Below are 21,095 nucleotides of genomic sequence, written 5' to 3' on the forward strand. Positions count from 1 at the left end.
GGCGCCCCCTGACGTGACTCAGCCGTTGACGCGTTCGAAGATCTTCTCGATCTTTTCTTTGAGCACCTGGGCGGTGAATGGCTTGACCACATAGCCGTTGACCCCGGCCTGGGCCGCTTCGATGATCTGGTCGCGCTTGGCTTCGGCGGTCACCATCAGCACCGGCATGCCCTTGAGGCGGTCGTGTGCCCGCACCTTGCGCAGCAGGTCGATACCGGACATGCCCGGCATGTTCCAGTCGGTCACCAGGAAGTCGAAGTGGCCGTTCTCCAGCATGGGGAGCGCCGTGGTGCCATCGTCGGCTTCCTCGGTGTTGGTGAAGCCCAGGTCACGCAACAGGTTCTTGATGATCCGCCGCATTGTCGAAAAGTCGTCAACGATGAGGATTTTCATGTCTTTGTTCAATTAGACCTCCAAGCAGTCTTAAACGCGCTCGGCGCCGAGCGCGCAGTCAATCAATTCTGTACCGCTAAAAAAACGACTGCATCGAACCTGGGTTCAACGCGCCCGCCACTCACCCAACCGGCTGCGCAGACGTGCCGCGCACTGGCTGTGCAACTGGCTGACACGCGACTCGCTGACCCCCAGCACCTCGCCGATTTCCTTGAGGTTCAGCTCTTCGTCGTAGTACAGCGCCAGGACCAGACGCTCGCGCTCCGGCAGGTTGGCGATCGCATCGGCCAGGGCGGACTGGAAGCGCTCGTCCTCCAGGTCCCGCGATGGCTCCAACTGGCCGCTGGCTCCGTCCTCGTGCAACCCTTCGTGCTCGCCGTCCTGCAGCAGGTCGTCGAAACTGAACAGGCGGCTGCCCAAGGTGTCGTTCAGAATCCCGTAGTAATCATCGAGACTCAATTGGAGTTCGGCAGCAACCTCGTGATCTTTAGCGTCGCGGCCGGTTCTTGCTTCAACCGAGCGAATCGCGTCACTGACCATGCGCGTGTTGCGGTGCACCGAGCGTGGCGCCCAGTCCCCCTTGCGCACCTCGTCGAGCATGGCGCCGCGGATGCGGATGCCAGCGTAGGTTTCGAAGCTCGCGCCCTTGCTGGCGTCGTATTTGTTGGCGACTTCCAGCAGGCCGATCATGCCGGCCTGGATCAGGTCCTCGACCTGCACGTTGGCTGGCAGGCGCGCCAGCAGGTGGTAGGCGATGCGCTTGACCAACGGCGCGTAGCGTTCGACCAGCTCGTACTGGGCGTCTTTCGCCGCCTTGCTGTACATCTTGAAACCGCTCGCGTTCATAACACTGGCCCCGCACTGGTGGGCTGCACCAGACGCTCGACGAAAAACTCCAGGTGTCCGCGCGGGTTGGCAGGCAGCGGCCAGCTATCGACCTTCTGCGCAATGGCCTTGAAGGCCAGCGCGCACTTGGACCGTGGGAAGGCCTCGTAGACCGCCCGCTGCTTCTGCACCGCCTTGCGCACACATTCGTCGTAAGGCACGGCGCCGACGTATTGTAGGGCGACGTCGAGAAAGCGATCCGTGACCTTGGTCAACTTGGCAAACAGGTTGCGCCCTTCCTGCGGGCTCTGCGCCATGTTGGCCAGCACGCGGAAACGATTCATGCCGTAATCGCGGTTGAGCAGCTTGATCAGGGCGTAGGCGTCGGTGATCGAGGTGGGCTCGTCGCAGACCACCAGCAGCACCTCTTGCGCGGCGCGGACGAAACTGACTACCGAGTCACCAATACCCGCAGCGGTGTCGATCACCAACACGTCGAGGTTGTCGCCAATCTCGCTGAAGGCCTGGATCAGGCCGGCATGCTGGGCCGGCGCCAGGTGCACCATGCTCTGGGTACCGGAGGCGGCCGGCACGATGCGCACACCGCCAGGCCCCTGCAACAGCACGTCGCGCAGCTCGCAACGCCCTTCGATGACGTCGGCCAGGGTGTGCTTGGGCGTCAGGCCCAGCAGTACGTCGACATTGGCCAGGCCCAGGTCGGCGTCCAGCAGCATGACCCGGCGGCCGAGTTCGGCCAGCGCCAGGGACAGGTTCACTGAAACGTTAGTCTTGCCGACGCCACCTTTGCCACCGGTCACGGCGATCACCTGTACGGGATGCATGCTACCCATGTCTGTTCTTTACCTTGTCTCGCTTGGACCCAGGCCACATGAGGGGCTGAATGCTCGAGGCCACGGACAGGCCGGGCAACCCCATGATGTAGGTACGTTGCACAGTATTCACCCTCAACCCGCTCGCTTGCCGGGGCTGTGGTAGAGATCAGCGAACATGTCGGCCATGGCCTCTTCGCTGGGCTCGTCCTGCATCTGTACGCTTACCGCGCGACTCACCAGCTGGTGCTTGCGCGGCAATTGCAGGTCGTCAGGAATACGCGGCCCGTCGGTCAAGTAGGCCACCGGCAATTCATGACTGATAGCCAGGCTCAGCACTTCGCCGAGGCAAGCCGTTTCATCGAGCTTGGTCAGGATGCAACCGGCCAGGCCGCAGCGTTTGTAGCTGTGGTAGGCGGCGGTGAGCACCTGCTTCTGGCTGGTGGTTGCCAGCACGAGATAGTTCTTGGCGGCGATGCCGCGCCCGGCCAGCGTCTCCAACTGCATGCGCAGCGCCGGGTCGCTGGCCTGCAGGCCTGCGGTGTCGATCAGCACCACGCGCTTGCGCAGCAACGGTTCGAGGGCCTGGGCCAACGACTCGCCCGGGTCGACGTAGGTGACCGGTACGTTGAGGATACGCCCAAGGGTCTTGAGCTGCTCCTGGGCGCCGATGCGGTAGCTGTCCATGCTCACCAGCGCCAGGTTGTTCGCGCCGTACTTGAGCACATAGCGGGCGGCCAGCTTGGCCAGCGTGGTGGTCTTGCCCATGCCGGCCGGGCCGACCATGGCGATCACCCCACCCTCCTCGATCGGCTCGATCTCGGGCACTTCGATCATCCGCGCCAGGTGCGCCAGGACCATGCGCCAGGCATGGCGCGGCTCTTCGATTTCGGCCGTGAGCTCAAGCAGTTCGCGCGCCAGGCCACCGGACAGGCCCAAGCGCTGCAAGCGACGCCAGAGATTGGCCTGTTGCGGCTTGCTGCCTTGCAACTGGCTCCAGGCCAGCGAGCCCAGTTGTACTTCAAGCAGCTCGCGCAGGCCGGTCAGCTCGAAGCGCATGGCGTCGAACAGGCGCGGGTCAACCGCAGGTTGCGCTGGCGCGGCGACAGGCGCCGGCTCATCGACGTGCGGTTCGACCAGCGGCTCGGAGGCCGTCAGCGACTGGCCAGCGAACAGTTGGCGATTACCCTCGCCCAGCTCGCTGCGGTCATTGATCTGCGCCTGGGCGGTGACGATACGCGACTGCGTCTTGCGCAGCTCGTCCTCGAGCTCGGCATTGGGTACGCGTGGCGCCAGGGCGGACAGCTTGTAGTCCAGCGCGGCCGTCAGTTCGACACCGCCGGCGATGCGCCGGTTGCCGATGATGGCGGCGTCGGAGCCGAGCTCATCCCGGACCAGCTTCATGGCCTGACGCATATCGGCGGCGAAAAAACGCTTAACTTGCATAACCCACTACCTCAGCCATTTGGGCCCACGGTGGCAACGATGGTGACTTGCTTGTTGTCAGGTATTTCCTGATACGCCAAAACATGCAAATTCGGTACAGCCAGGCGGCCGAAGCGCGACAGCATGGCTCGGATCGGGCCGGCCACCAGGAGGATGGCCGGCTGGCCCTGCATTTCCTGACGCTGGGCTGCCTCGATCAACGAACGCTGAAGCTTTTCGGCCATGCTGGGTTCAAGAAGAACACCATCTTCCTGACCCTGCCCGGCCCTTTGCAGACTATTGAGCAAGATCTGTTCCAACCTTGGCTCAAGGGTGATCACAGGCAGCTCGGACTCAACGCCGACAATGCTTTGCACGATAGCGCGACACAATCCGACCCGCACCACCGCCACCAGCGCGGCGGTATCTTGACTCTTCATCGGGTTGTTGGCGATGGCTTCGGCAATGCTGCGGATGTCACGCACCGGCACCTGCTCGGCGAGCAGCGCCTGAAGGACCTTGAGCAGCCCCGACAAGGAAATGACACCCGGCACCACCTCTTCAGCCAGTTTCGGCGAGACCTTGGCCAGCACCTGAAGCAGTTGCTGGACCTCTTCGTGACCGATCAGCTCGTGGCAGTGCTTCTGCAGGATCTGGTTCAAGTGCGTGGCGACCACGGTACTGGCGTCCACCACCGTATAGCCCAGCGACTGCGCCTGCGCACGCTGGGCAATGTCGATCCATACCGCTTCCAGGCCGAACGCCGGATCGCGGGCGGCAATACCATTGAGCGTGCCGAACACCTGCCCAGGGTTGATCGCCAGCTCGCGATCCGGGTAGATCTCCGCCTCGGCGAGGATCACGCCCATCAGCGTCAGGCGGTAGGCGCTGGGCTGCAGGTCGAGGTTGTCACGGATGTGCACGGTAGGCATGAGGAAGCCCAAGTCTTGCGAGAGCTTCTTGCGCACCCCCTTGATCCGCGCCAAGAGTTGGCCACCCTGGTTGCGGTCGACCAGTGGGATCAGGCGATAGCCGACTTCCAGGCCGATCATGTCGATGGGAGTGACGTCATCCCAGCCCAGCTCCTTGGTTTCCAGCGCCCGCTGCGGCGATGGCAGCAGGTCTTGCTGGCGCTGCAACTCCTGCTCGGCTTCGACCTTGGCCTTCTGCTGCTTCTTCCACACCAGGTAGGCGCCACCGGCAGCCAGCAGGCCAAGGCTGAGGAAGGCGATGTGCGGCATGCCCGGCACCAGGCCCATGACGATCATCAGGCCGGCGGACACCGCCAGCGCCTTGGGCGAATCGAACATCTGCCGGTTGATCAGCTTGCCCATGTCCTCGGAGCCCGAGGCACGGGTAACCATGATCGCGGCGGCGGTGGACAGCAACAGTGATGGCAATTGCGCCACCAAACCGTCACCGATGGTCAACAGGGCGTACACCTTGCCGGCATCGGCAAAGGACATGTTGTGCTGCAGCATGCCGATGAGCATGCCACCGATCAGGTTGATGAACAGGATCAGCAGGCCGGCGATGGCGTCACCACGGACGAACTTGCTGGCACCGTCCATCGAGCCGTAGAACTCAGCCTCCTGGGCGACTTCGGCACGACGTGACTTGGCCTGGGCCTGGTCGATCAGGCCGGCATTGAGGTCGGCGTCGATGGCCATCTGCTTGCCGGGCATCGCGTCGAGGGTGAAGCGCGCGCTCACTTCTGAGATACGCCCGGCACCCTTGGTCACGACCACGAAGTTGATGATCATGAGGATGGCGAACACCACCGCACCGACGACATAGTTGCCGCCGATCACCACCTCGCCGAACGCCTGGATCACCTTGCCCGCGGCGCCATGGCCTTCCTGGCCATGGAGCATGACCACCCGGGTGGAAGCGACGTTCAGGGCCAGGCGCAGCAGCGTGGCGACCAGCAGGATGGTGGGGAAGGCGGCGAAGTCCAGCGGGCGCAGGGCGTAGACGCAGACCAGCAGGACCACGATCGACAGGGCGATGTTGAACGTGAAGAAGACGTCGAGCAGGAACGGCGGGATCGGCAACATCATCATTGCCAGCATCACCAGCAGCAGCAGCGGCACGCCGAGGTTGCCCCGGCCGAGACCGGCCAGGTTGTTGCGGGCGTTGCTGATTAACTGAGTGCGATCCACCGCGAGTCCTCTTCAAGCAAAAACTTTGACGCCTGCGTGGCGCCTGGCGCTGCCTTTGCAAGAAGCCTTCCAACTTTTTTAGGGCGGGGATTTTTTGCCGGGCGCGGGCCTTGGATCGCGTGTTGGCGGACAGGGGCCAGGCGATGTTTTTGCAGAGGTATTGAGATCGAGCGCCGCCCGCGCGGCGCATCGCGGATGAATCCGCTCCTACATCGGTTGCAACGTGCCCATGCCTGACAGGCCATGGTTGCCTGCCCTGCGTGTACGACGCGATTTATCGGCTGGCTGTAGGAGCGGATTCATCCGCGATGCGCCGCACAAGCGGCGCCCGCCCCATCAGCCAACCTCAACTATCGCGCCGCAAATCCTCGGGAATCGGCAGATCTTTCTTCAACGGCTCCGGCGCCTTGCCCTTGCCCGCCCGGTACTGGCGAATCTGGAACACATAGGCCAACACCTGCGCCACCGCCAGGTACAACCCCGCCGGAATCTCCTCTTCCAGCTCGGTGGAATAGTAGATAGCCCGTGCCAGCGCCGGCGACTCGAGGATCTGCACGTTGTGCTCGACCCCGATCTCACGCATCTTCAACGCCAGGAAGTCAGTACCCTTGGCCAGCAGCAACGGCGCCGCCCCACCCTTCTCCGGGTCGTATTGCAGCGCCACCGCATAGTGCGTCGGGTTGGTGATGATCACGTCGGCCTCTGGCACCGCCGCCATCATGCGCCGCTGCGACGCCTCCCGTTGCAGCTGGCGAATACGCTGCTTGACCTCAGGCTTGCCTTCGGAGTCCTTGTACTCGTCACGCACTTCCTGCTTGGTCATCTTCAGCTTCTTGTGCGCCTGCCAGAGCTGGAACGGCACATCCGCCGCCGCGATCAACAGCAACCCGGCCGCCATCCACAAGGCACTCCAGCCCACCACCTGCACGGCATGGATGACCGCCTGCTCCAGAGGCTCGTTGGCAATCGACAGCAGCGCCTGGCGGTCACCGGCCAGCACCACCAGCGCCACCACCAGGATGACCAGGAACTTGGCCATCGCCTTGAGCAACTCGGTGAGCGCATGCAGGGAAAACATGCGCTTGATCCCCGCCAACGGGTTCATCCGGCTGAACTTGGGCTGCAACAGGCTACCCGAGAACAAAAAGCCCCCCAGGGCGATGGGCGCAACAAAGGAGATCACGAACAGCAGGATCAACACCGGCTGCACCGACCAGATCGCCATCTTGCCCGACGCCAGCAGGAACGCCCCCATGCTGCGCTCGTCCACGATCACCTCACGGGTGAGAGTGAAGTTCGCACGCATCAGGGTCATCAAGGTTTCGGCCATCTGCCCACCGAACGCCAACAGCCCGCCAGCACCCGCCAGCGTCACCGCTACCGTGTTCAGCTCCTTGGACCGAGCGATCTCACCTTTCTCGCGCGCGTCGCGCTTGCGCTTGTCGGTGGGTTCTTCCGTCTTGTCCTGACCGCTCTCGCTTTCCGACATGCTCAGCGCGCCCGTGCCAGTTCACGCAGCCACTGCAGCGCTTCGCTGGCCAGTGCCTGGTAGTGGGAAAGAATATCGGCCAGGCCGACCCAGAAGATGCCGAGCCCCAGCACCAGGGTCAGCGGGAAACCGATGGAAAAGATATTCAACTGCGGCGCCGCTCGCGTCATCACACCAAACGCGACGTTGACCACCAGCAGCGCGGCGATCGCCGGCAGGATCAGCAACAGCCCCGCCCCCAGCACCCAGCTCAGGCGCCCAGCCATCTCCCAGAAATGATTGACCACCAGCGCATTGCCCACTGGCAGGGTGGTGAAGCTTTCAGTGAGGATCTCGAACGCCACCAGATGGCCGTTCATTACCAGGAACAGCACGCTCACCAGCATGGTCATGAACTGGCTGACCACCGCGACGTTGACGCCGTTGGCCGGGTCGACCATCGACGCGAAGGCCATGCCCATCTGCACCGCGACGATCTGCCCCGCTACCACGAACGCCTGGAACAGCAGCTGCAGGGAGAACCCGAACAACGCACCGACAATGATCTGCTCACCGCACAGCAACATACCGCGCAGGCTCAGCGGGTCGATCTCGGGAAGCGGCGGCAGGCCCGGCACGATCACCACGGTGATGGCCAGGGCGGCGTACAGGCGCACCCGCGCCGGCAGCATTTTAGTGCCGAAGATCGGCATGGTCATCAACAGCGCCGTCACCCTGAACAACGGCAGGATGAAGGTGGCGACCCAGGTGCCGATCTGCGTGTCGGTCAGCTCGAGCATCGCAGCGTCAACCGATCAGTTGCGGAATGCTGGTGTACAGACTGATGAAGTACTCCATGAACTTCTGCACCAGCCATGGCCCGGCAACGATCAGCGTGATCAGCATCACCAGCAGGCGCGGCAGGAAGCTCAAAGTCTGTTCGTTGATCTGCGTGGCGGCCTGGAACATGGCCACCACCAGGCCCACCAACAGGCTCGGCACCACCAGCACCGCCACCATCAGGGTGGTCAGCCACAAGGCGTTGCGGAACAGGTCGACTGCAACTTCAGGTGTCATGCAAAGCCCTCCTTGATGGCGTCAGACGCCACCGAAACTGCTGGCCAGGGTGCCCATGATCAGCGCCCAGCCATCGACCAGCACGAACAGCATGATCTTGAACGGCAACGAGATGATCAGTGGCGACAGCATCATCATGCCCATCGCCATCAGCACGCTGGCGACCACCATGTCGATGATCAGGAACGGGATGAAGATCATGAAGCCGATCTGGAACGCGGTCTTGAGCTCGGAGGTGACGAACGCCGGCACCAGGATGGTCAGCGGCACCTGGTCGGGCCCGGCGATATCGGTGCGCTTGGACAGACGCATGAACAGGTCGAGGTCGCTCTGCCGGGTCTGCGCCAGCATGAAGTCCTTGAGTGGCCCCTGGGCCTTGTCGATGGCCTGCTGGGCCGTCATCTGCTCGGCCAGGTAGGGCTGGATGGCATCCTTGTTCACCCGCTCGAAGACCGGCGCCATGATAAACAGGGTGAGGAACAGCGCCATGCCCGTGAGCACCTGGTTCGATGGCGTCTGCTGCAGGCCCAAGGCCTGACGCAGGATGGAGAAGACGATGATGATCCGGGTGAAGCTGGTCATCAGGATGACGAACGCCGGGATGAAGCTCAGCGCCGTCATGATCATCAGGATCTGCAGGCTGACCGAGTACTCCTGCTGCCCGTCCGCGCCACTGGACAAGGTGATGGCCGGGATCGACAGCGGGTCGGCGGCCAGGGCCAGCGGCGCGGCCAGCAGCAGCGCCAGGGTCAACAGCATGCGCAGGGCGCCCATCATCACTTCTTGTCCTTTTGATCCTTGCCCATCAGCTCGAGCAGCCGCTGGGCGAATTCCGGCGCGGCCTGGCGCGCGCCAGCGGGCACCTCGACGGGCTCGGCGAGCACGTGCAAGGCCTCGATGCTGCCCGGGGTATGCCCGATCAGGATCTGCTCCTTGCCGACCTGCACCAGCAACAGCCGGTCACGCGGGCCGATAGCACGACTGCCAACGATCTCGATCACCGGCGCGCCGCGCTGTGCGGTGCCCTGCATGCGCCGCAGCAGCCAGGCCAGGAAGAAGATCAGGCCGACTACCAGCAGCAGGCCGAAGACCATCTGCGCCAACTGCCCACTGACGCTGCCCGGGTTCGCCGCCGGCACCACCGGGGTGGCGGGCTCGGCGGCGGCGATTACCGCCTCGCTGACCAGCAGCGCGGCGAAGGCCGTGGCGGCTCGCACCATGCCCTTCACTCAGCGCAGCTTCTTGATACGTTCGCTGGGGCTGATCACGTCGGTCAGGCGAATGCCGAACTTCTCGTTGACCACCACCACCTCGCCGTGGGCGATCAGGGTACCGTTGACCAGCACATCCAGCGGCTCGCCGGCCAGGCGGTCGAGCTCGATCACCGAGCCCTGGTTGAGCTGCAGCAGGTTGCGGATGTTGATCTCGGTGCTGCCTACTTCCATGGAGATGCTCACTGGAATGTCCAGGATCACATCCAGGTTAGGGCCTTCGAGACTGACGTTCTCGTTGAGCTTGGGCGAGCTTGCGAACTCTTCCATCGGCAGGCGATCACCACCGGCGTCGCCGCCAAGCAGGGCATCGATATCGGCCTGCCCGGCATCGCCGGTTTCTTCGAGGGCCGCAGCCCACTCATCGGCCAGGGCCTGTTCCTCGGGGGAGCTGATCTCGTTTTCGTTAGCCATGATTTCCTCGACAACCTTTCAATACGTTTAGAGCGATCGACGCGCCATCAGCGGCGTTCGATCGGGTCGATGATCTGTAGCGCCAGGGTGCCCTTGTGCGAACCCAGTCGCGCCTTGAACGCCGGTACACCGTTGGCCCGCAGCACCAGGTGCTCGGGCAGCTCCACCGGAATCACGTCACCCGGCTGCATGTGCAGGATGTCGCGCAGCTTGAGCTGGCGACGGGCAACGGTGGCCGACATCGGCACCGCGACGTCCAGCACGTCCTCGCGCAGGGCCTTGACCCAGCGCTCGTCCTGGTCGTCCAGGTCGGACTGGAAACCGGCATCGAGCATCTCGCGCACCGGCTCGATCATCGAGTAGGGCATGGTCACATGCAGGTCGCCGCCGCCACCATCCAGCTCGATGTGGAAGGTCGAGACCACCACCGCCTCGCTGGGGCCGACGATGTTGGCCATGGCCGGGTTGACCTCGGAGTTGATGTACTCGAAGTTGACCGGCATGATCGCCTGCCACGCCTCCTTGAGGTCGACGAAGCACTGGTCCAGCACCATGCGCACCACGCGCAGCTCGGTGGGCGTGAACTCACGCCCTTCGATCTTGGCGTGGCGACCGTCACCACCAAAGAAGTTGTCCACCAGCTTGAACACCAGCTTGGCGTCGAGGATGAACAGCGCGGTACCGCGCAGCGGCTTGATCTTGACCAGGTTGAGGCTGGTGGGCACGTACAGCGAGTGCACGTACTCGCCGAACTTCATCACCTGCACGCCACCCACGGCCACATCCGCGGAACGGCGCAGCAGGTTGAACATGCTGATGCGGGTGTAGCGGGCGAAGCGCTCGTTGATCATTTCCAGGGTCGGCATGCGACCCCGCACGATACGGTCCTGACTGGTCAGGTCGTAGCTTTTGATGCTGCCGGGCTCGCCAGCGCTCTCGGTTTGTACCAGACCATCGTCCACCCCATGCAGCAGGGCGTCGATTTCATCCTGGGACAGCAGGTCCTGCACGGCCATCTATGTGCTCCTACTGCAATACGAAATTGGTGAACAGCAGCTGGTCGACGACCGGCCTGCCGACTTCTTTCTGCGCCACTTCCTGAACCACCGCGGTGGCTTTCTGACGCAGCATCTCCTGCCCGACCGGGCTGCTGGCGAGGGTGTCGAAGCCCTGCCCGGAGAACATCATGACCAGGTTGTTGCGAATGACCGGCATGTGCACCTTCAGCGCCTCCAGGTCTGCCTGGCTGCGCCCCTGCATGGTGATGCTCACCTGCATGTAGCGCTGGCGCCCGTTCTGGTTGAAGTTGACCACGAAGGCCGGCGCCAGGGGCTCGTAGATCGCCGCCGCCTTGGCGTTGGCCTGGGCCGGATCCACGGCGGGCGCCGACTCGCTCTTGTGCATGAAGAACCAGGTCGCGCCCACCGAAAGGCCGACCGCCAGCAGCAAGGCCAGCACCAGCAGCAGGATCAGCTTGAGTTTGCCTTTAGTGGCGGGGTCTTTCACTGCGTCGCTCTTCGCCATGCCAATAATCCGTCGTCCAACAGGGTTTCTAAGTAGGATGACGTGGCTTGAGCAAGTGTTATGCCAGATTTGTCTGTAGGAGCGGCTTTAGCCGCGATCACCCGCAAAGCGGGTGTCAGGCCACCGCAGTGACTGCATCGCGGCTGAAGCCGCTCCTACAGATGCCCCCCTGAACCCGGGCAAAACGGGATCAGGCGTAGTAGTCGACCACGCTGTCGCCAATCACGACCTGCTGCTCCACCGGACGGGCAGCATCGGCCAGTTCACCTGGCTCACCCTCCCCGCGCTCCGCACGGCGAGCCGCGACCCCCGAAAGGTTCGAGCCCTCCTGCTGCGCCTGCTGCTGTTGCTGCTGACCACGGGACTGGTCGGCGACAGTGACGTCAGGCTGGGCCAGCCCCTGCTGGGTGAACAGTTCGCGCAAACGGTGGGCCTGGCTGTCCAGGGCGTCGCGCACACCTGCGTGACCACTGATGAAGTGGATCTGCGTGGGCTGGTCCGTCGCCACATTGACGCGGATATCCAGACGACCGAGCTCGGCAGGTTCGAGCTGAATGTCTGCCGACTTGAGGTTCTGGCTGGACAGGTACATGACCCGGTTCACCAACCCTTCGGCCCAGGCGCCCTGATTCATCTGCAAGGGTTGCTGCAACGGGCTCGGCGTGACGGGCACGGCGTTGGCCGTCTTCGGCGTGGCCGCCTGCGTGAGGCTGGCAAGGCGATTGGCGAAATCATCCACCCGTGTATCGCTGCTGGCGCCCTTGAGGTCCTTGAGGCCTTCGTCGAGCAATCCGGCGAAGCCTTTTTCACCGCGCTCGGATCGGCCCGACTCGGCCTCGACCTTCTCGGTCAGGCTCGCCAAGGTATTGACGGGCGCCTGATTGGTTTCCGTCGGCTGCTGCCCCTGGTCGGCGCGAGCGCTGCCGGCATGCGCCGAGGTGGTACCGCGCGCCTGGGCATTCTGTTCGAGGGCCAGGCGCAAGGTCGGCATATCCGCCAACGGGTCGACCTCCGGGTCGAACGCCGCCTGCGCGGGCTCCTCCTGGACCACAGGGCTTGGGACTGACGGGGCAGCAGGCGGCAAGGGCGGCTGGACCGCAGCCTGTAGCACCGGTGCAACCGCCTCGGCCTGGGCCTGCAGCAACTGGGCGCCAGGCTGGGCGTCGGTCACCTGCCCGGCAACCAGGCTGGCATCCAGGCGCGCGGAGGCGTCACTGTCAGCCGCCTCGTCACTACCCTCGGCAGCAGGCGGCTTGTCCGAGGCAGGCAACTTCTTGCCGCCATCGGCAACCGCAGGCGCGGCATTGCCATCCTTGTTGCCGCTGGAGGCGTCGACCTTGTCCTTGGGTTTAGTTTGCCCCGAAGCACCCGGGGAAACCTTGTCATCGCGCGCCGGGGCTGCGTCACGCCCCTGCCGGGCCATGACCTGATCGAAGCCCGCGCCTTGGTCACCCGCCGCCTGCAGCGGTTTGTCGGCCGCACTGGGGGCCGGACGCGCCGCCTTGCCCAAAAGGCCGGCTTGCAACAATGGATTGGATGCGACAGGCATTGAAAAGTCTCCGCGCCAGAAACATGAAAATTACGTCTGGGCAAAGACAGGCAAAACTCGCGCCAGGTTTCCTATCCCGCGGAAATCTGTTGTCGCTCGTTCCGATAGAAGCGCTGCACCTCCAGATACTCCTGGTCGATGCGATTGATCAGGTCTTCGATACCGTACAGCGGCACCTGGCGGGCACGATCCTCCAGTTGCTGGCAGAGATCGGCCAGCCCCACAGCCCCCATGTTGCTGCTGCTGCCCTTGAAGCTGTGCGCCGCCAAACCGAGTTCAGCGGCATCCTTGGCTTCATGCAACTGGCTGAGACGTCGCTCGGAGTCTTCGAGGAAGGTTTCCAGCAATTGCGGGTAACCGTCCTCCATGACCTCCCGCAGGTCACTGAGCACCTTGTGATCGATATTCACGTCCACCACTTGCTCACTCCTTGATCAAGCCCATTTACACCTCGGCCCGAAACTCATTCCCAGGCCACCCCTCGACTCACCACTCGAACTCCACCCGCGCCAGGCGCCCACCCTCAAGCCACTGAGCGCGGCAACCCAGGCGGCGGACCAAGCCCAAGCCACGCCCGCTGAAGCCCTGTTCGACCGGAGCCTGCGCAAGCACCCGCCCCACGTCGAACCCCGCACCGCTGTCGCGAACTTCAATCCTCAGATGCCCACCTGCTGCGCGCGGTTCCACCAACAGGGCGATTTCGACAAAACCCTGGATGTCATCCGCCAGGCGCTGGCCACGTTGACGATAGTACTCGGCAAAGCCCTGCGCGTCGCGCTTGAGGCGTGAGTCCAGCCCCAGCACGCCGTGCTCCAGGGCATTGGAATACAACTCGCTCAACACACTGTGCAGCATCCCGCCGACAGGCCGCAGGCCGTGTATTTCCTGCAACAGCTGCACCAGGTAAGGCACCGGGTTGAAACGCCTGAGGCTCTCGCCATGCAACGTGAAGTTCAACGCCCAGTCCAGCGGGCTCGAGCGCCCGCTGTCGGAGTAGACCACAGCCTGCGGCATGGCGTCCGCAGGCGCCAGCATCCGGATGTCGCACAGGCTGATGTCGTCCCGGGTCTGACCACCGAAGCGCTCCAGCGCCTGCATGACCTCGTCGAACAACAGCACGGGTTGTCGGTTCTCAGCCAGCACCTGACGCAGCCGCGTCACGCCAAACAGGCACTCCTGCGCGTCGCCGCTGTCGATCACACCGTCGGACAGCAGGAACAACCGCTCACCCACGGCCAGCGGCATGACCTCGGTCGTGTCGTCGAACTGATCAGGCGTCAGGATCCCCAAAGGCAAATGCCGCGAGGGCAGCACAGCCAACACCTCACCCTGTGCCGAAAGCTGGTAGCCATCCGGCATCCCGCCATTCCAGAGCTCCACCGTCCCACGCTGAAAACTCAAGTTGAGCAGCAGCGCGCAGCAGAACATGTCCACCGGCAGGATGCGCTTGAGCTTGGCGTTCATCTCGCGCAGCATCTCGACCAGGCCGTAGCCCTTGGCCGTCATGCCATAGAAGACCTCCGCCAAGGGCATGGCGCCGACCGCCGCCGGCAGGCCGTGCCCGGTGAAGTCCCCCAGCAGCACGTGCATGTCGCCGGACGGCGTGAAGGCGGCCAGCAGCAGGTCACCATTGAACAACGCATAGGGCGACTGCAAGTAGCGGATGTTCGAGGCATTGAGGCAGCCGGAATGGGCCACCTTATCGAACACCGCCTTGGCTACACGTTGCTCGTTGAGCAAGTGATGGTGATGCCGGGTGATCTGGTCGCGCTGCTCCAGCACCGTGGCCTGCAACCGGCGCAGGCGATCCATGGCCCGGATCTTGGCACCCAGGATCACTGCGCTGTAGGGCTTGGCCATGAAATCGTCGCCCCCGGCTTCCAGGCAGCGCACCAGCCCCTCTTCTTCGTTGAGCGACGTGAGAAAGATGATCGGCACCAACGCCTCGCCCGCCAGCGCCTTGATCTGGCGCGCCGCCTCGAAGCCGTCCATCACCGGCATCAGTGCGTCCAGCAGCACCAGTTGCGGTCGCTGCTCGGCGAACACCGCCACCGCCTGCTCGCCGTTCTCCGCCGTGATGACCTCATGCCCCTGGCGCCGCACGATCTGCGCCAGCAGCATGCGGTCTGCGGCGCCATCTTCGGCGATCAGCACGGTCAACGCCTGTTCGGCAGGCATGACAGCACTCAACTACTGATGTTGAACAGTTTTTCGAAATTGGAGATGGCCAGGATCTTGCGCACGTCAGGGCTTGCGTGGACCACGCGGATATCCGGCTCATCCCCCCCGACATGGTCACGCAGCAACAGCAGCATGCCCAAGGCGGAGCTGTCCAGATAGGTGGCCTCTTTCAGATCAACGATCACCGAGTCCGGCTGTCGACGCTCGTAGGCCTCCCTGAACTCCTGATGTTTGCCGAAATCGAAACGACCCTTGACCTTGATCGTCAGCTGTTTCCCGTCCCGTGAAAAATCAGTCTCGACTGCCATGTCAGCGATTCCTTCGTTGATGGCGAATACAACATCTGAAGGTTTAGCAGTCAGCCCAGCGCCCCGCAAGCCAAGCGGTTTTTCGCAACCACCTGTAGGAGCCAGCCTTGCTGGCGAACGCAGGCCCCGCGGCTCGCCAGCAAGGCTGGCCTCTACAGATGAGTCTGGCGCGGCAGGCGCTGGGAAAGTTCGTCGAGCAGGCGCTGCTCACGCTTGTCCTCGGCCCGACGGGCCTCGTCCAGGTAGCGCTGCACCAACTTGCGCAGCCCTTCCACCCGGGCATAGGCCTGCTGCCAAGTGTTGCGCGCGTTATTGAGGTTGTTCTGGTGCCAGGTCAGGCTCTGGCGCTGCTGGGTCATCGCGGTTTCCAACTGCGCGAGGAAACGCTGGTAGTTGAGCAGCCAGCTGCCATCGACGCCCTGCCCGCCACGGTTGATCCACTGCGCCTGGTAGCCTTCGCGAAAGCTCTCGAGTTCGGCCAACTTGACCTGGGCGTCACTGACCAGCCGCTGGAAATGACCCACTCGCTGGGCAGCCTTGCGCTCGGCCTCCTCGGCCATCTCCACCACCGGCACCAGGCGCGCGGCTCGACTTGGCTGGGCCATGGCCTATCAACCCGCCGGCGGCGCGAAGACCGCGCCCAGCTCGTCGCGGCTCTGGGCCATGCCGACATTCTCGTCCAGGCCCTGGCGCAGGAAGTCCACCAGCTTGGGCTGCAGGGCGATGGCCAGATCGGTTTCCATGTCGCCACCGGCCACATAGGCACCGACACTGATCAGGTCGCGGCTTTGCGACAGGCGCGACCACAGCTGCTTGAATTTCTGCGCCTGGCGCAGGTGATCGGCGTCGACCACCTGAGGCATGACCCGGCTGATCGACGCTTCGATATCGATAGCCGGGTAGTGCCCTTCCTCGGCCAGGCGCCGGGACAGCACGAAGTGGCCGTCGAGCACGCCCCGCGCCGAGTCGGCGATCGGGTCCTGCTGGTCGTCGCCTTCGGACAATACGGTATAGAACGCCGTGATCGAACCGCCCCCCGGCTCGCCATTGCCCGCCCGCTCCACCAGCTTGGGCAGCTTGGCGAACACCGAAGGCGGATAGCCGCGAGTGGCCGGTGGCTCGCCGATGGCCAGGGCGATCTCGCGCTGGGCCTGGGCGAAACGGGTCAGGGAGTCCATCAGCAACAGGACGTTCTTGCCCTTGTCGCGGAAATACTCGGCGATCCGCGTGCAGTACATCGCCGCACGCAGACGCATCAACGGCGCGTCATCCGCTGGCGAGGCCACCACCACCGAACGCTTGAGCCCCTCCTCGCCGAGGATATGCTCGATGAATTCCTTCACTTCGCGACCACGCTCACCGATCAGGCCGACCACGATGATCTCGGCCTCGGTGAAACGGGTCATCATGCCCAACAGCACCGACTTACCGACACCAGTACCGGCAAACAAGCCCAGGCGCTGGCCGCGCCCGACCGTCAGCAGGCCATTGATGCTGCGAATGCCGACATCCAGCGGCTGGCTGATGGGGTCGCGGTTGAGCGGGTTGATGACCGGGCCATCCATCGGCACCCAGTCCTCGGCCTTCATCCCCCCCTTGCCATCCAGGGCCCGGCCGGCACCATCGAGCACCCGCCCGAGCATACTCATGCCCATGGGCAGGCGGCCACTGTCATCCAGCGGCACCACCCGGGCACCCGGGGCCAGGCCGGCGATGCTACCGACCGGCATGAGGAACACCTTGTCACCCGAGAAGCCCATCACCTCAGCCTCTACCTGCACTGGGTGATAGCTGTCGTCGTTGATCACCAGGCAGCGGCTACCCACCGCGGCACGCAGGCCCTCGGCCTCCAGGGTCAGCCCGACCATGCGCAGCAGGCGGCCTTCGACCACGGGTTGGTCCGGCAGGCGTATGGCGTCGGCGTAACCTTCGAGGCGCTTGCCGAAGCTGGTGCGATCAAGGCGCATCAGCGGCCCCCGGCTGGCCCTCGAGTTCGATGGAGATATCCGGTGCGGCGGGATGCAGCGAATGGTCGTGGGACTGATCGAACAGTTGCGCCACGGCCTTCTCGATCCGCGTCTCCATGGTCGCGTCGATGCGGCTGTGGGCAGTTTCGATGCGACAACCTCCCGGCAACAACGCCTCGTCCTCGAGCAGCTTCCAGTTTTCCTCGTGGCGCTCGCGCAGGGCCTTGGCCAGTTCGAAGTCCTGGGGGTTGAGGTGGATGCGGATGTTGTCGGCGCCCATGGGCAGCAGTTTCAAGGCTTCGCGCAGGACATGAGTGATGTGACTGGAGTCTGTACGCAGCTCGCGGCCGATGACCTGGCGCGCCATGTGCGCCACCAGTTGCACCATGCCTTTTTCGATTTGGGTGTCCTGCTCGGCGATCGGTTCGAGCAGGTGCCCCATGAGCTGCTCCAGGCTCGCCAGCTTCGCCGCCAGGGCGGTTTCGGCCTCCTGGCGCACCTTCAGCTGAGTGCTATGGAAACCTTCGCGCTCACCGGTGGCGAAACCTTCGTTGTAGGCCTCCTGGCGGATGGCCTCGAGTTCTTCGAGAGTCAGTGGCTGGACTTCCTCCAGCGGCACTTCCTCGATTTCCTCTTCGACGACCTCGGGCTCAGGCTCGGGCACCGGCTCAGGCTCGGGGTCGAAGCTGGGCAACGCCCAGACATCGACACCCTCGAGGTCACGGGCGCGGATCAGGTCGCTGGGGTGTTCGGTGGTAGACATGTTTTCAGGTACTCAAAAGCCATCTGCAACCAACGCGCTCCCTGCAGGAGCGGCCTTGTGCCGCGAAAGGGCTGCAAGGCAGCCCCGGCAATTCTGCGGTGAGATCAAGATCGCGGGGCCACTGCGCCCCGCAGGTCAGATCATTTCCTCGGCACCCTTGCCGCCCAGCACGATCTCGCCGGCCTCGGCCATGCGTCGGGCGATGGTGAGGATTTCCTTCTGCGCCGTTTCCACGTCGCTGACCCGCACCGGCCCTTTGGCCTCCAGGTCGTCGCGCAGCAGTTCCGAGGCGCGCTTGGACATGTTCTTGAAGATCTTGTCCTTGACCTTCTCGTCGGCGCCCTTGAGCGACACCACCAGAACGTCGGAGGACACTTCGCGCAGCAGCGCCTGGATACCACGGTCGTCGACGTCGGCCAGGTTGTTGAAGACGAACATCAAGTCTTCGATCTGCTCCGACAGATCGCTGTCGATCTCGCGGATCGCATCCATCAGCGCGCCTTCCACCGAGCTGTCGAGGAAGTTCATGATATCGGCGGCACGCTTGATACCACCCAGGGTGGTGCGCGCGGCATTGGAGTTGCCGGAGAACTGCTTCTCGAGGATCTGGTTGAGCTCCTTGAGCGCCGCCGGCTGCACGGTATTGAGCGACGAGACGCGCAGGACGATGTCCAGGCGCACCTTGTGGTCGAAGTTGCTCAGCACTTCACCGGCCTGGTCAGGGTCGAGGTAGGCGACCACGATGGCCTGGATCTGCGGGTGCTCGTAGCGGATGACGTCGGCCACGGCACGCGGCTCCATCCACTTGAGGCTGTCCAGGCCGCTGGTGTTGCCACCCAGCAGGATGCGGTCGATCAGGCCGTTGGCCTTGTCCTCGCCGAGCGCCTGGTTGAGCATCTTGCGGATGTAGCCGTCGGAGCCGACGCCCAGGCTGGTCTGGTCGCCGACGATCTCGACGAACTCGCTCATCACCTGCTCGACCTGCTCGCGATGCACGTTGCCCATCTGCGCCATGGCCACACCGACCCGCTGCACTTCCTTGGGCCCCATGTGGCGCAGAACCTGCGCGGCATCGGTCTCGCCGAGCGAGAGCAGGAGAATGGCCGCCTTGTCGACGCGGCTCAGCTTGGCGGTAATGGCTCGATTGTCACTCATCGGCGTTGATCCACTCTTTCACGACCTGGGCCACGCGACCCGGGTCTTCGGCCACCAGGCCCTTGATTGCGTTGAGCTGTGCCTCGTAACCCTCGCTCGGGCTCGGCAACAGAATGCTTGTCGGGCCACCCAGGCTGACGCGGTCGTTGGCCAGTTCGCCATCCAGACCGATCATGCCGCCCAGCTCCATGTCGCTGTCCGTGGCCGCCTGCTTGCCGCCACCTGTGATATTGGTGAGCACCGGACGCAGCACGCCGAACACCAGCACCAGGATGAACAGCACACCCAGCACTTGCTTGACGATGTCCCAGAACCATGGCTGCGAGTAGAACGGAATGTCGACCAGTTCGTCACCACGGTCGGCGGCGAACGGCACGTTGATCACGGTGACGCTGTCGCCACGGCTGGCATCGAAGCCCACGGCGTCCTGCACCAGGCGGGTGAAGCGTGCCAGGTCCTCGGCCCCCCACGGGGTACGGGTCGCTTCGCCACTGGCGGCATCGAGCTTGACCTGGTCATCCACCACCACGGCCACCGACAGGCGCGTCAGGCGGCCCTGTTGCTGCCGGGTGTGGCTGATGGAACGGTCCAGTTCGAAGTTCTTGGTGCTCTGCTGACGCTTGTCGCTCGGGTACGGCGCGAGCATCGGCTGGCCGGTGGCCGGGTCCATGATCTGCTGGCCGTTGGCATCCACCAGCGGCTGGCCCGGCTGGATGGCACCGGCCGGCGTGGCGGCGGCCGTGGCATTTTCAGGCGCGGAGGCGCCGGCCGGCGGCTGGTTGCTCAGGGCACCCGGCACACCTTGCGGGCCCTGGCTGCTGGCACGCTGTTCGTTGACCGACTGCTCGCTGCGCAGCGCCGGCTGGTCGGGATTGAACTGCTCGGAGGTGGATTCGACGGCGCTGAAGTCGACATCGGCCGACACTTCAGCCTTGTAGCGGTCGTTGCCCAGCACCGGCTGCAGGATGTTGTGCACACGTTGGGTGAGCAGGCCTTCCATGCGGCGGCTGTAGTCGAACTGCTTGCCGGCCATGGTCAGGGCGGTGTCTTGCAACTGATCCGAAAGCAGGTTGCCCTTCTGGTCGACCACGGTCACCTGCGACTTGTCCAGCTCCGGAACGCTGGTGGCCACGAGGTTGACGATGGCCATGACCTGGCCGGCCTCCAGGGCGCGGCCTGGATACAGCTCGACCAGCACCGAGGCGCTTGGCTTGCGCTCGTCACGGACGAACACCGAACTTTTCGGGATCGCCAGGTGCACGCGCGCAGCCTTGACGTTATTCAGGCTGGAAACAGTACGGGCCAGCTCGCCTTCGAGGCTGCGGCGGTAGCGAGTGGTTTCCATGAACTGGCTGGTGCCCAGCCCCTGCTCTTTATCCAGCAGCTCGAAACCGACGTTGCCGTCGCTCGGCGCCACGCCGGCGGCGGCCAGCTTCAGGCGCGCACGGGAGAGGTCGTCGGCCTTGACCAGCAGGGCACCGGAGTTCGGCTCCACGTGATAGGGGATGTCGGCGGAGGCAAGCGTGTCCATCACTTGCTTGGTGTCCATGCCCGCAAGGCTGCCATACAACGGCCGGTAGTCCGGCTGCTGCGACCAGAGCACCACGGCAAAGCCGATGGCCACGCTAGCGGCCAGGCCGACCAGCAGGCCAACCTGACGCAGCATGGGCATCTGCGAGATGTTTTCCAGGAACGCCATGCCGAACAGCGGCGGCTTGGCCGCTGGCGGGCTCTTGGTTGGGGCGTTATCGACGACTGCTTCGGCCATGACTCACTCTCGCCC

22 protein-coding genes are annotated in these 21,095 nt (G+C 64.1%); all 22 read right to left on the reverse strand.

What is annotated here, in order from left to right; genetic code table 11:
• Positions 1-18: 18 nt before the first annotated feature.
• The 22 genes from IM733_RS11205 to fliF all read right to left on the reverse strand — a co-directional run bounded on the left by IM733_RS11205 (position 19) and on the right by fliF (position 21,080).
• Positions 19-393: a chemotaxis response regulator CheY gene (locus IM733_RS11205; RefSeq protein ID WP_248920895.1), complete on the reverse strand. Its 375-nt coding sequence runs from the start codon at positions 391-393 to the stop codon at positions 19-21.
• Between the two features lie 105 nt (positions 394-498).
• On the reverse strand, positions 499-1,239 hold the full coding sequence (fliA, locus tag IM733_RS11210; RefSeq protein WP_011534889.1) for an RNA polymerase sigma factor FliA: 741 nt from the start codon (positions 1,237-1,239) through the stop codon (positions 499-501).
• Complete coding sequence (fleN, locus tag IM733_RS11215) at positions 1,236-2,069, reverse strand: flagellar synthesis regulator FleN (protein ID WP_011534890.1); 834 nt, start codon at positions 2,067-2,069, stop codon at positions 1,236-1,238. Before fleN ends, fliA begins: the two co-directional genes overlap by 4 nt.
• Before the next feature lie 114 nt (positions 2,070-2,183).
• On the reverse strand, positions 2,184-3,494 hold the full coding sequence (gene flhF, locus IM733_RS11220; protein WP_248920896.1) for a flagellar biosynthesis protein FlhF: 1,311 nt from the start codon (positions 3,492-3,494) through the stop codon (positions 2,184-2,186).
• A gap of 11 nt (positions 3,495-3,505) precedes the next feature.
• Positions 3,506-5,635, reverse strand: a complete 2,130-nt coding sequence (gene flhA, locus IM733_RS11225) for a flagellar biosynthesis protein FlhA (protein ID WP_248920897.1) — start codon at positions 5,633-5,635, stop codon at positions 3,506-3,508.
• A 346-nt stretch (positions 5,636-5,981) separates the two neighbouring features.
• Entirely contained in the window at positions 5,982-7,124 is a 1,143-nt protein-coding gene (flhB, locus tag IM733_RS11230; RefSeq protein WP_248920898.1) for a flagellar biosynthesis protein FlhB, read from the reverse strand.
• Between the two features lie 2 nt (positions 7,125-7,126).
• Positions 7,127-7,903, reverse strand: a complete 777-nt coding sequence (fliR, locus tag IM733_RS11235; protein WP_248920899.1) for a flagellar biosynthetic protein FliR — start codon at positions 7,901-7,903, stop codon at positions 7,127-7,129.
• 7 nt (positions 7,904-7,910) lie between these two features.
• Complete coding sequence (gene fliQ / locus IM733_RS11240; RefSeq protein WP_248920900.1) at positions 7,911-8,180, reverse strand: flagellar biosynthesis protein FliQ; 270 nt, start codon at positions 8,178-8,180, stop codon at positions 7,911-7,913.
• Positions 8,181-8,201: 21 nt separating this feature from the next.
• Positions 8,202-8,954: a flagellar type III secretion system pore protein FliP gene (gene fliP / locus IM733_RS11245; protein ID WP_248921160.1), complete on the reverse strand. Its 753-nt coding sequence runs from the start codon at positions 8,952-8,954 to the stop codon at positions 8,202-8,204.
• Positions 8,955-8,956: 2 nt separating this feature from the next.
• Positions 8,957-9,409 carry a flagellar biosynthetic protein FliO gene (gene fliO, locus IM733_RS11250; protein WP_248920901.1) on the reverse strand — a complete coding sequence of 151 codons (453 nt, stop codon included), beginning with the start codon at positions 9,407-9,409 and terminating at the stop codon, positions 8,957-8,959.
• Positions 9,410-9,865, reverse strand: coding sequence for a flagellar motor switch protein FliN (gene fliN / locus IM733_RS11255; RefSeq protein ID WP_248920902.1), 456 nt, complete (start codon positions 9,863-9,865; stop codon positions 9,410-9,412). It lies immediately after the preceding gene.
• A gap of 47 nt (positions 9,866-9,912) precedes the next feature.
• Positions 9,913-10,881, reverse strand: coding sequence for a flagellar motor switch protein FliM (gene fliM / locus IM733_RS11260; protein ID WP_011534899.1), 969 nt, complete (start codon positions 10,879-10,881; stop codon positions 9,913-9,915).
• A gap of 10 nt (positions 10,882-10,891) precedes the next feature.
• The gene (gene fliL, locus IM733_RS11265) at positions 10,892-11,389 is read right to left on the reverse strand and encodes a flagellar basal body-associated protein FliL (protein ID WP_213657713.1); all 498 of its coding nucleotides are present in this window, start codon (positions 11,387-11,389) and stop codon (positions 10,892-10,894) included.
• Between the two features lie 190 nt (positions 11,390-11,579).
• A complete protein-coding gene (locus IM733_RS11270) occupies positions 11,580-12,938 on the reverse strand; it encodes a flagellar hook-length control protein FliK (protein WP_248920903.1) in 1,359 nt (452 codons plus the stop codon).
• Positions 12,939-13,009: 71 nt separating this feature from the next.
• The gene (locus IM733_RS11275) at positions 13,010-13,357 is read right to left on the reverse strand and encodes an Hpt domain-containing protein (RefSeq protein WP_248920904.1); all 348 of its coding nucleotides are present in this window, start codon (positions 13,355-13,357) and stop codon (positions 13,010-13,012) included.
• Positions 13,358-13,424: 67 nt separating this feature from the next.
• Positions 13,425-15,116 (reverse strand): fused response regulator/phosphatase, encoded by a 1,692-nt coding sequence (locus IM733_RS11280; protein WP_248920905.1) that lies wholly within the window; start codon positions 15,114-15,116, stop codon positions 13,425-13,427.
• Between the two features lie 8 nt (positions 15,117-15,124).
• Positions 15,125-15,427, reverse strand: coding sequence for an STAS domain-containing protein (locus tag IM733_RS11285; RefSeq protein ID WP_248920906.1), 303 nt, complete (start codon positions 15,425-15,427; stop codon positions 15,125-15,127).
• A gap of 152 nt (positions 15,428-15,579) precedes the next feature.
• Positions 15,580-16,032 carry a flagellar export protein FliJ gene (fliJ, locus tag IM733_RS11290; protein ID WP_248920907.1) on the reverse strand — a complete coding sequence of 151 codons (453 nt, stop codon included), beginning with the start codon at positions 16,030-16,032 and terminating at the stop codon, positions 15,580-15,582.
• Positions 16,033-16,038: 6 nt separating this feature from the next.
• Complete coding sequence (gene fliI, locus IM733_RS11295; RefSeq protein WP_248920908.1) at positions 16,039-17,394, reverse strand: flagellar protein export ATPase FliI; 1,356 nt, start codon at positions 17,392-17,394, stop codon at positions 16,039-16,041.
• Positions 17,384-18,157, reverse strand: a complete 774-nt coding sequence (gene fliH / locus IM733_RS11300) for a flagellar assembly protein FliH (RefSeq protein WP_248920909.1) — start codon at positions 18,155-18,157, stop codon at positions 17,384-17,386. The genes fliI and fliH overlap by 11 nt, the downstream gene beginning before the upstream one ends.
• Before the next feature lie 135 nt (positions 18,158-18,292).
• The gene (gene fliG, locus IM733_RS11305) at positions 18,293-19,312 is read right to left on the reverse strand and encodes a flagellar motor switch protein FliG (protein WP_213657720.1); all 1,020 of its coding nucleotides are present in this window, start codon (positions 19,310-19,312) and stop codon (positions 18,293-18,295) included.
• On the reverse strand, positions 19,305-21,080 hold the full coding sequence (fliF, locus tag IM733_RS11310) for a flagellar basal-body MS-ring/collar protein FliF (RefSeq protein ID WP_248920910.1): 1,776 nt from the start codon (positions 21,078-21,080) through the stop codon (positions 19,305-19,307). Before fliF ends, fliG begins: the two co-directional genes overlap by 8 nt.
• Positions 21,081-21,095: the final 15 nt, after the last annotated feature.

The organism is Pseudomonas entomophila (assembly GCF_023277925.1).
Classification (GTDB): domain Bacteria; phylum Pseudomonadota; class Gammaproteobacteria; order Pseudomonadales; family Pseudomonadaceae; genus Aquipseudomonas; species Aquipseudomonas entomophila_D.

What these genes read in the sequence shown, in the direction of transcription:
- fliI (WP_248920908.1), bottom strand. Translation starts at nt 17,394, where the DNA reads ATGCGCCTTGATCGCACCAGCTTCGGCAAGCGCCTCGAAGGTTACGCC.
- IM733_RS11280 (WP_248920905.1), bottom strand. Translation starts at nt 15,116, where the DNA reads ATGCCTGCCGAACAGGCGTTGACCGTGCTGATCGCCGAAGATGGCGCC.
- fliM (WP_011534899.1), bottom strand. Translation starts at nt 10,881, where the DNA reads ATGGCCGTGCAGGACCTGCTGTCCCAGGATGAAATCGACGCCCTGCTG.
- fleN (WP_011534890.1), bottom strand. Translation starts at nt 2,069, where the DNA reads ATGGGTAGCATGCATCCCGTACAGGTGATCGCCGTGACCGGTGGCAAA.
- fliH (WP_248920909.1), bottom strand. Translation starts at nt 18,157, where the DNA reads ATGTCTACCACCGAACACCCCAGCGACCTGATCCGCGCCCGTGACCTC.
- fliJ (WP_248920907.1), bottom strand. Translation starts at nt 16,032, where the DNA reads ATGGCCCAGCCAAGTCGAGCCGCGCGCCTGGTGCCGGTGGTGGAGATG.
- fliF (WP_248920910.1), bottom strand. Translation starts at nt 21,080, where the DNA reads ATGGCCGAAGCAGTCGTCGATAACGCCCCAACCAAGAGCCCGCCAGCG.
- fliP (WP_248921160.1), bottom strand. Translation starts at nt 8,954, where the DNA reads ATGGGCGCCCTGCGCATGCTGTTGACCCTGGCGCTGCTGCTGGCCGCG.
- fliR (WP_248920899.1), bottom strand. Translation starts at nt 7,903, where the DNA reads ATGCTCGAGCTGACCGACACGCAGATCGGCACCTGGGTCGCCACCTTC.
- flhB (WP_248920898.1), bottom strand. Translation starts at nt 7,124, where the DNA reads ATGTCGGAAAGCGAGAGCGGTCAGGACAAGACGGAAGAACCCACCGAC.
- fliN (WP_248920902.1), bottom strand. Translation starts at nt 9,865, where the DNA reads ATGGCTAACGAAAACGAGATCAGCTCCCCCGAGGAACAGGCCCTGGCC.
- fliQ (WP_248920900.1), bottom strand. Translation starts at nt 8,180, where the DNA reads ATGACACCTGAAGTTGCAGTCGACCTGTTCCGCAACGCCTTGTGGCTG.
- IM733_RS11270 (WP_248920903.1), bottom strand. Translation starts at nt 12,938, where the DNA reads ATGCCTGTCGCATCCAATCCATTGTTGCAAGCCGGCCTTTTGGGCAAG.
- fliL (WP_213657713.1), bottom strand. Translation starts at nt 11,389, where the DNA reads ATGGCGAAGAGCGACGCAGTGAAAGACCCCGCCACTAAAGGCAAACTC.
- IM733_RS11285 (WP_248920906.1), bottom strand. Translation starts at nt 15,427, where the DNA reads ATGGCAGTCGAGACTGATTTTTCACGGGACGGGAAACAGCTGACGATC.
- fliA (WP_011534889.1), bottom strand. Translation starts at nt 1,239, where the DNA reads ATGAACGCGAGCGGTTTCAAGATGTACAGCAAGGCGGCGAAAGACGCC.
- fliG (WP_213657720.1), bottom strand. Translation starts at nt 19,312, where the DNA reads ATGAGTGACAATCGAGCCATTACCGCCAAGCTGAGCCGCGTCGACAAG.
- flhF (WP_248920896.1), bottom strand. Translation starts at nt 3,494, where the DNA reads ATGCAAGTTAAGCGTTTTTTCGCCGCCGATATGCGTCAGGCCATGAAG.
- IM733_RS11205 (WP_248920895.1), bottom strand. Translation starts at nt 393, where the DNA reads ATGAAAATCCTCATCGTTGACGACTTTTCGACAATGCGGCGGATCATC.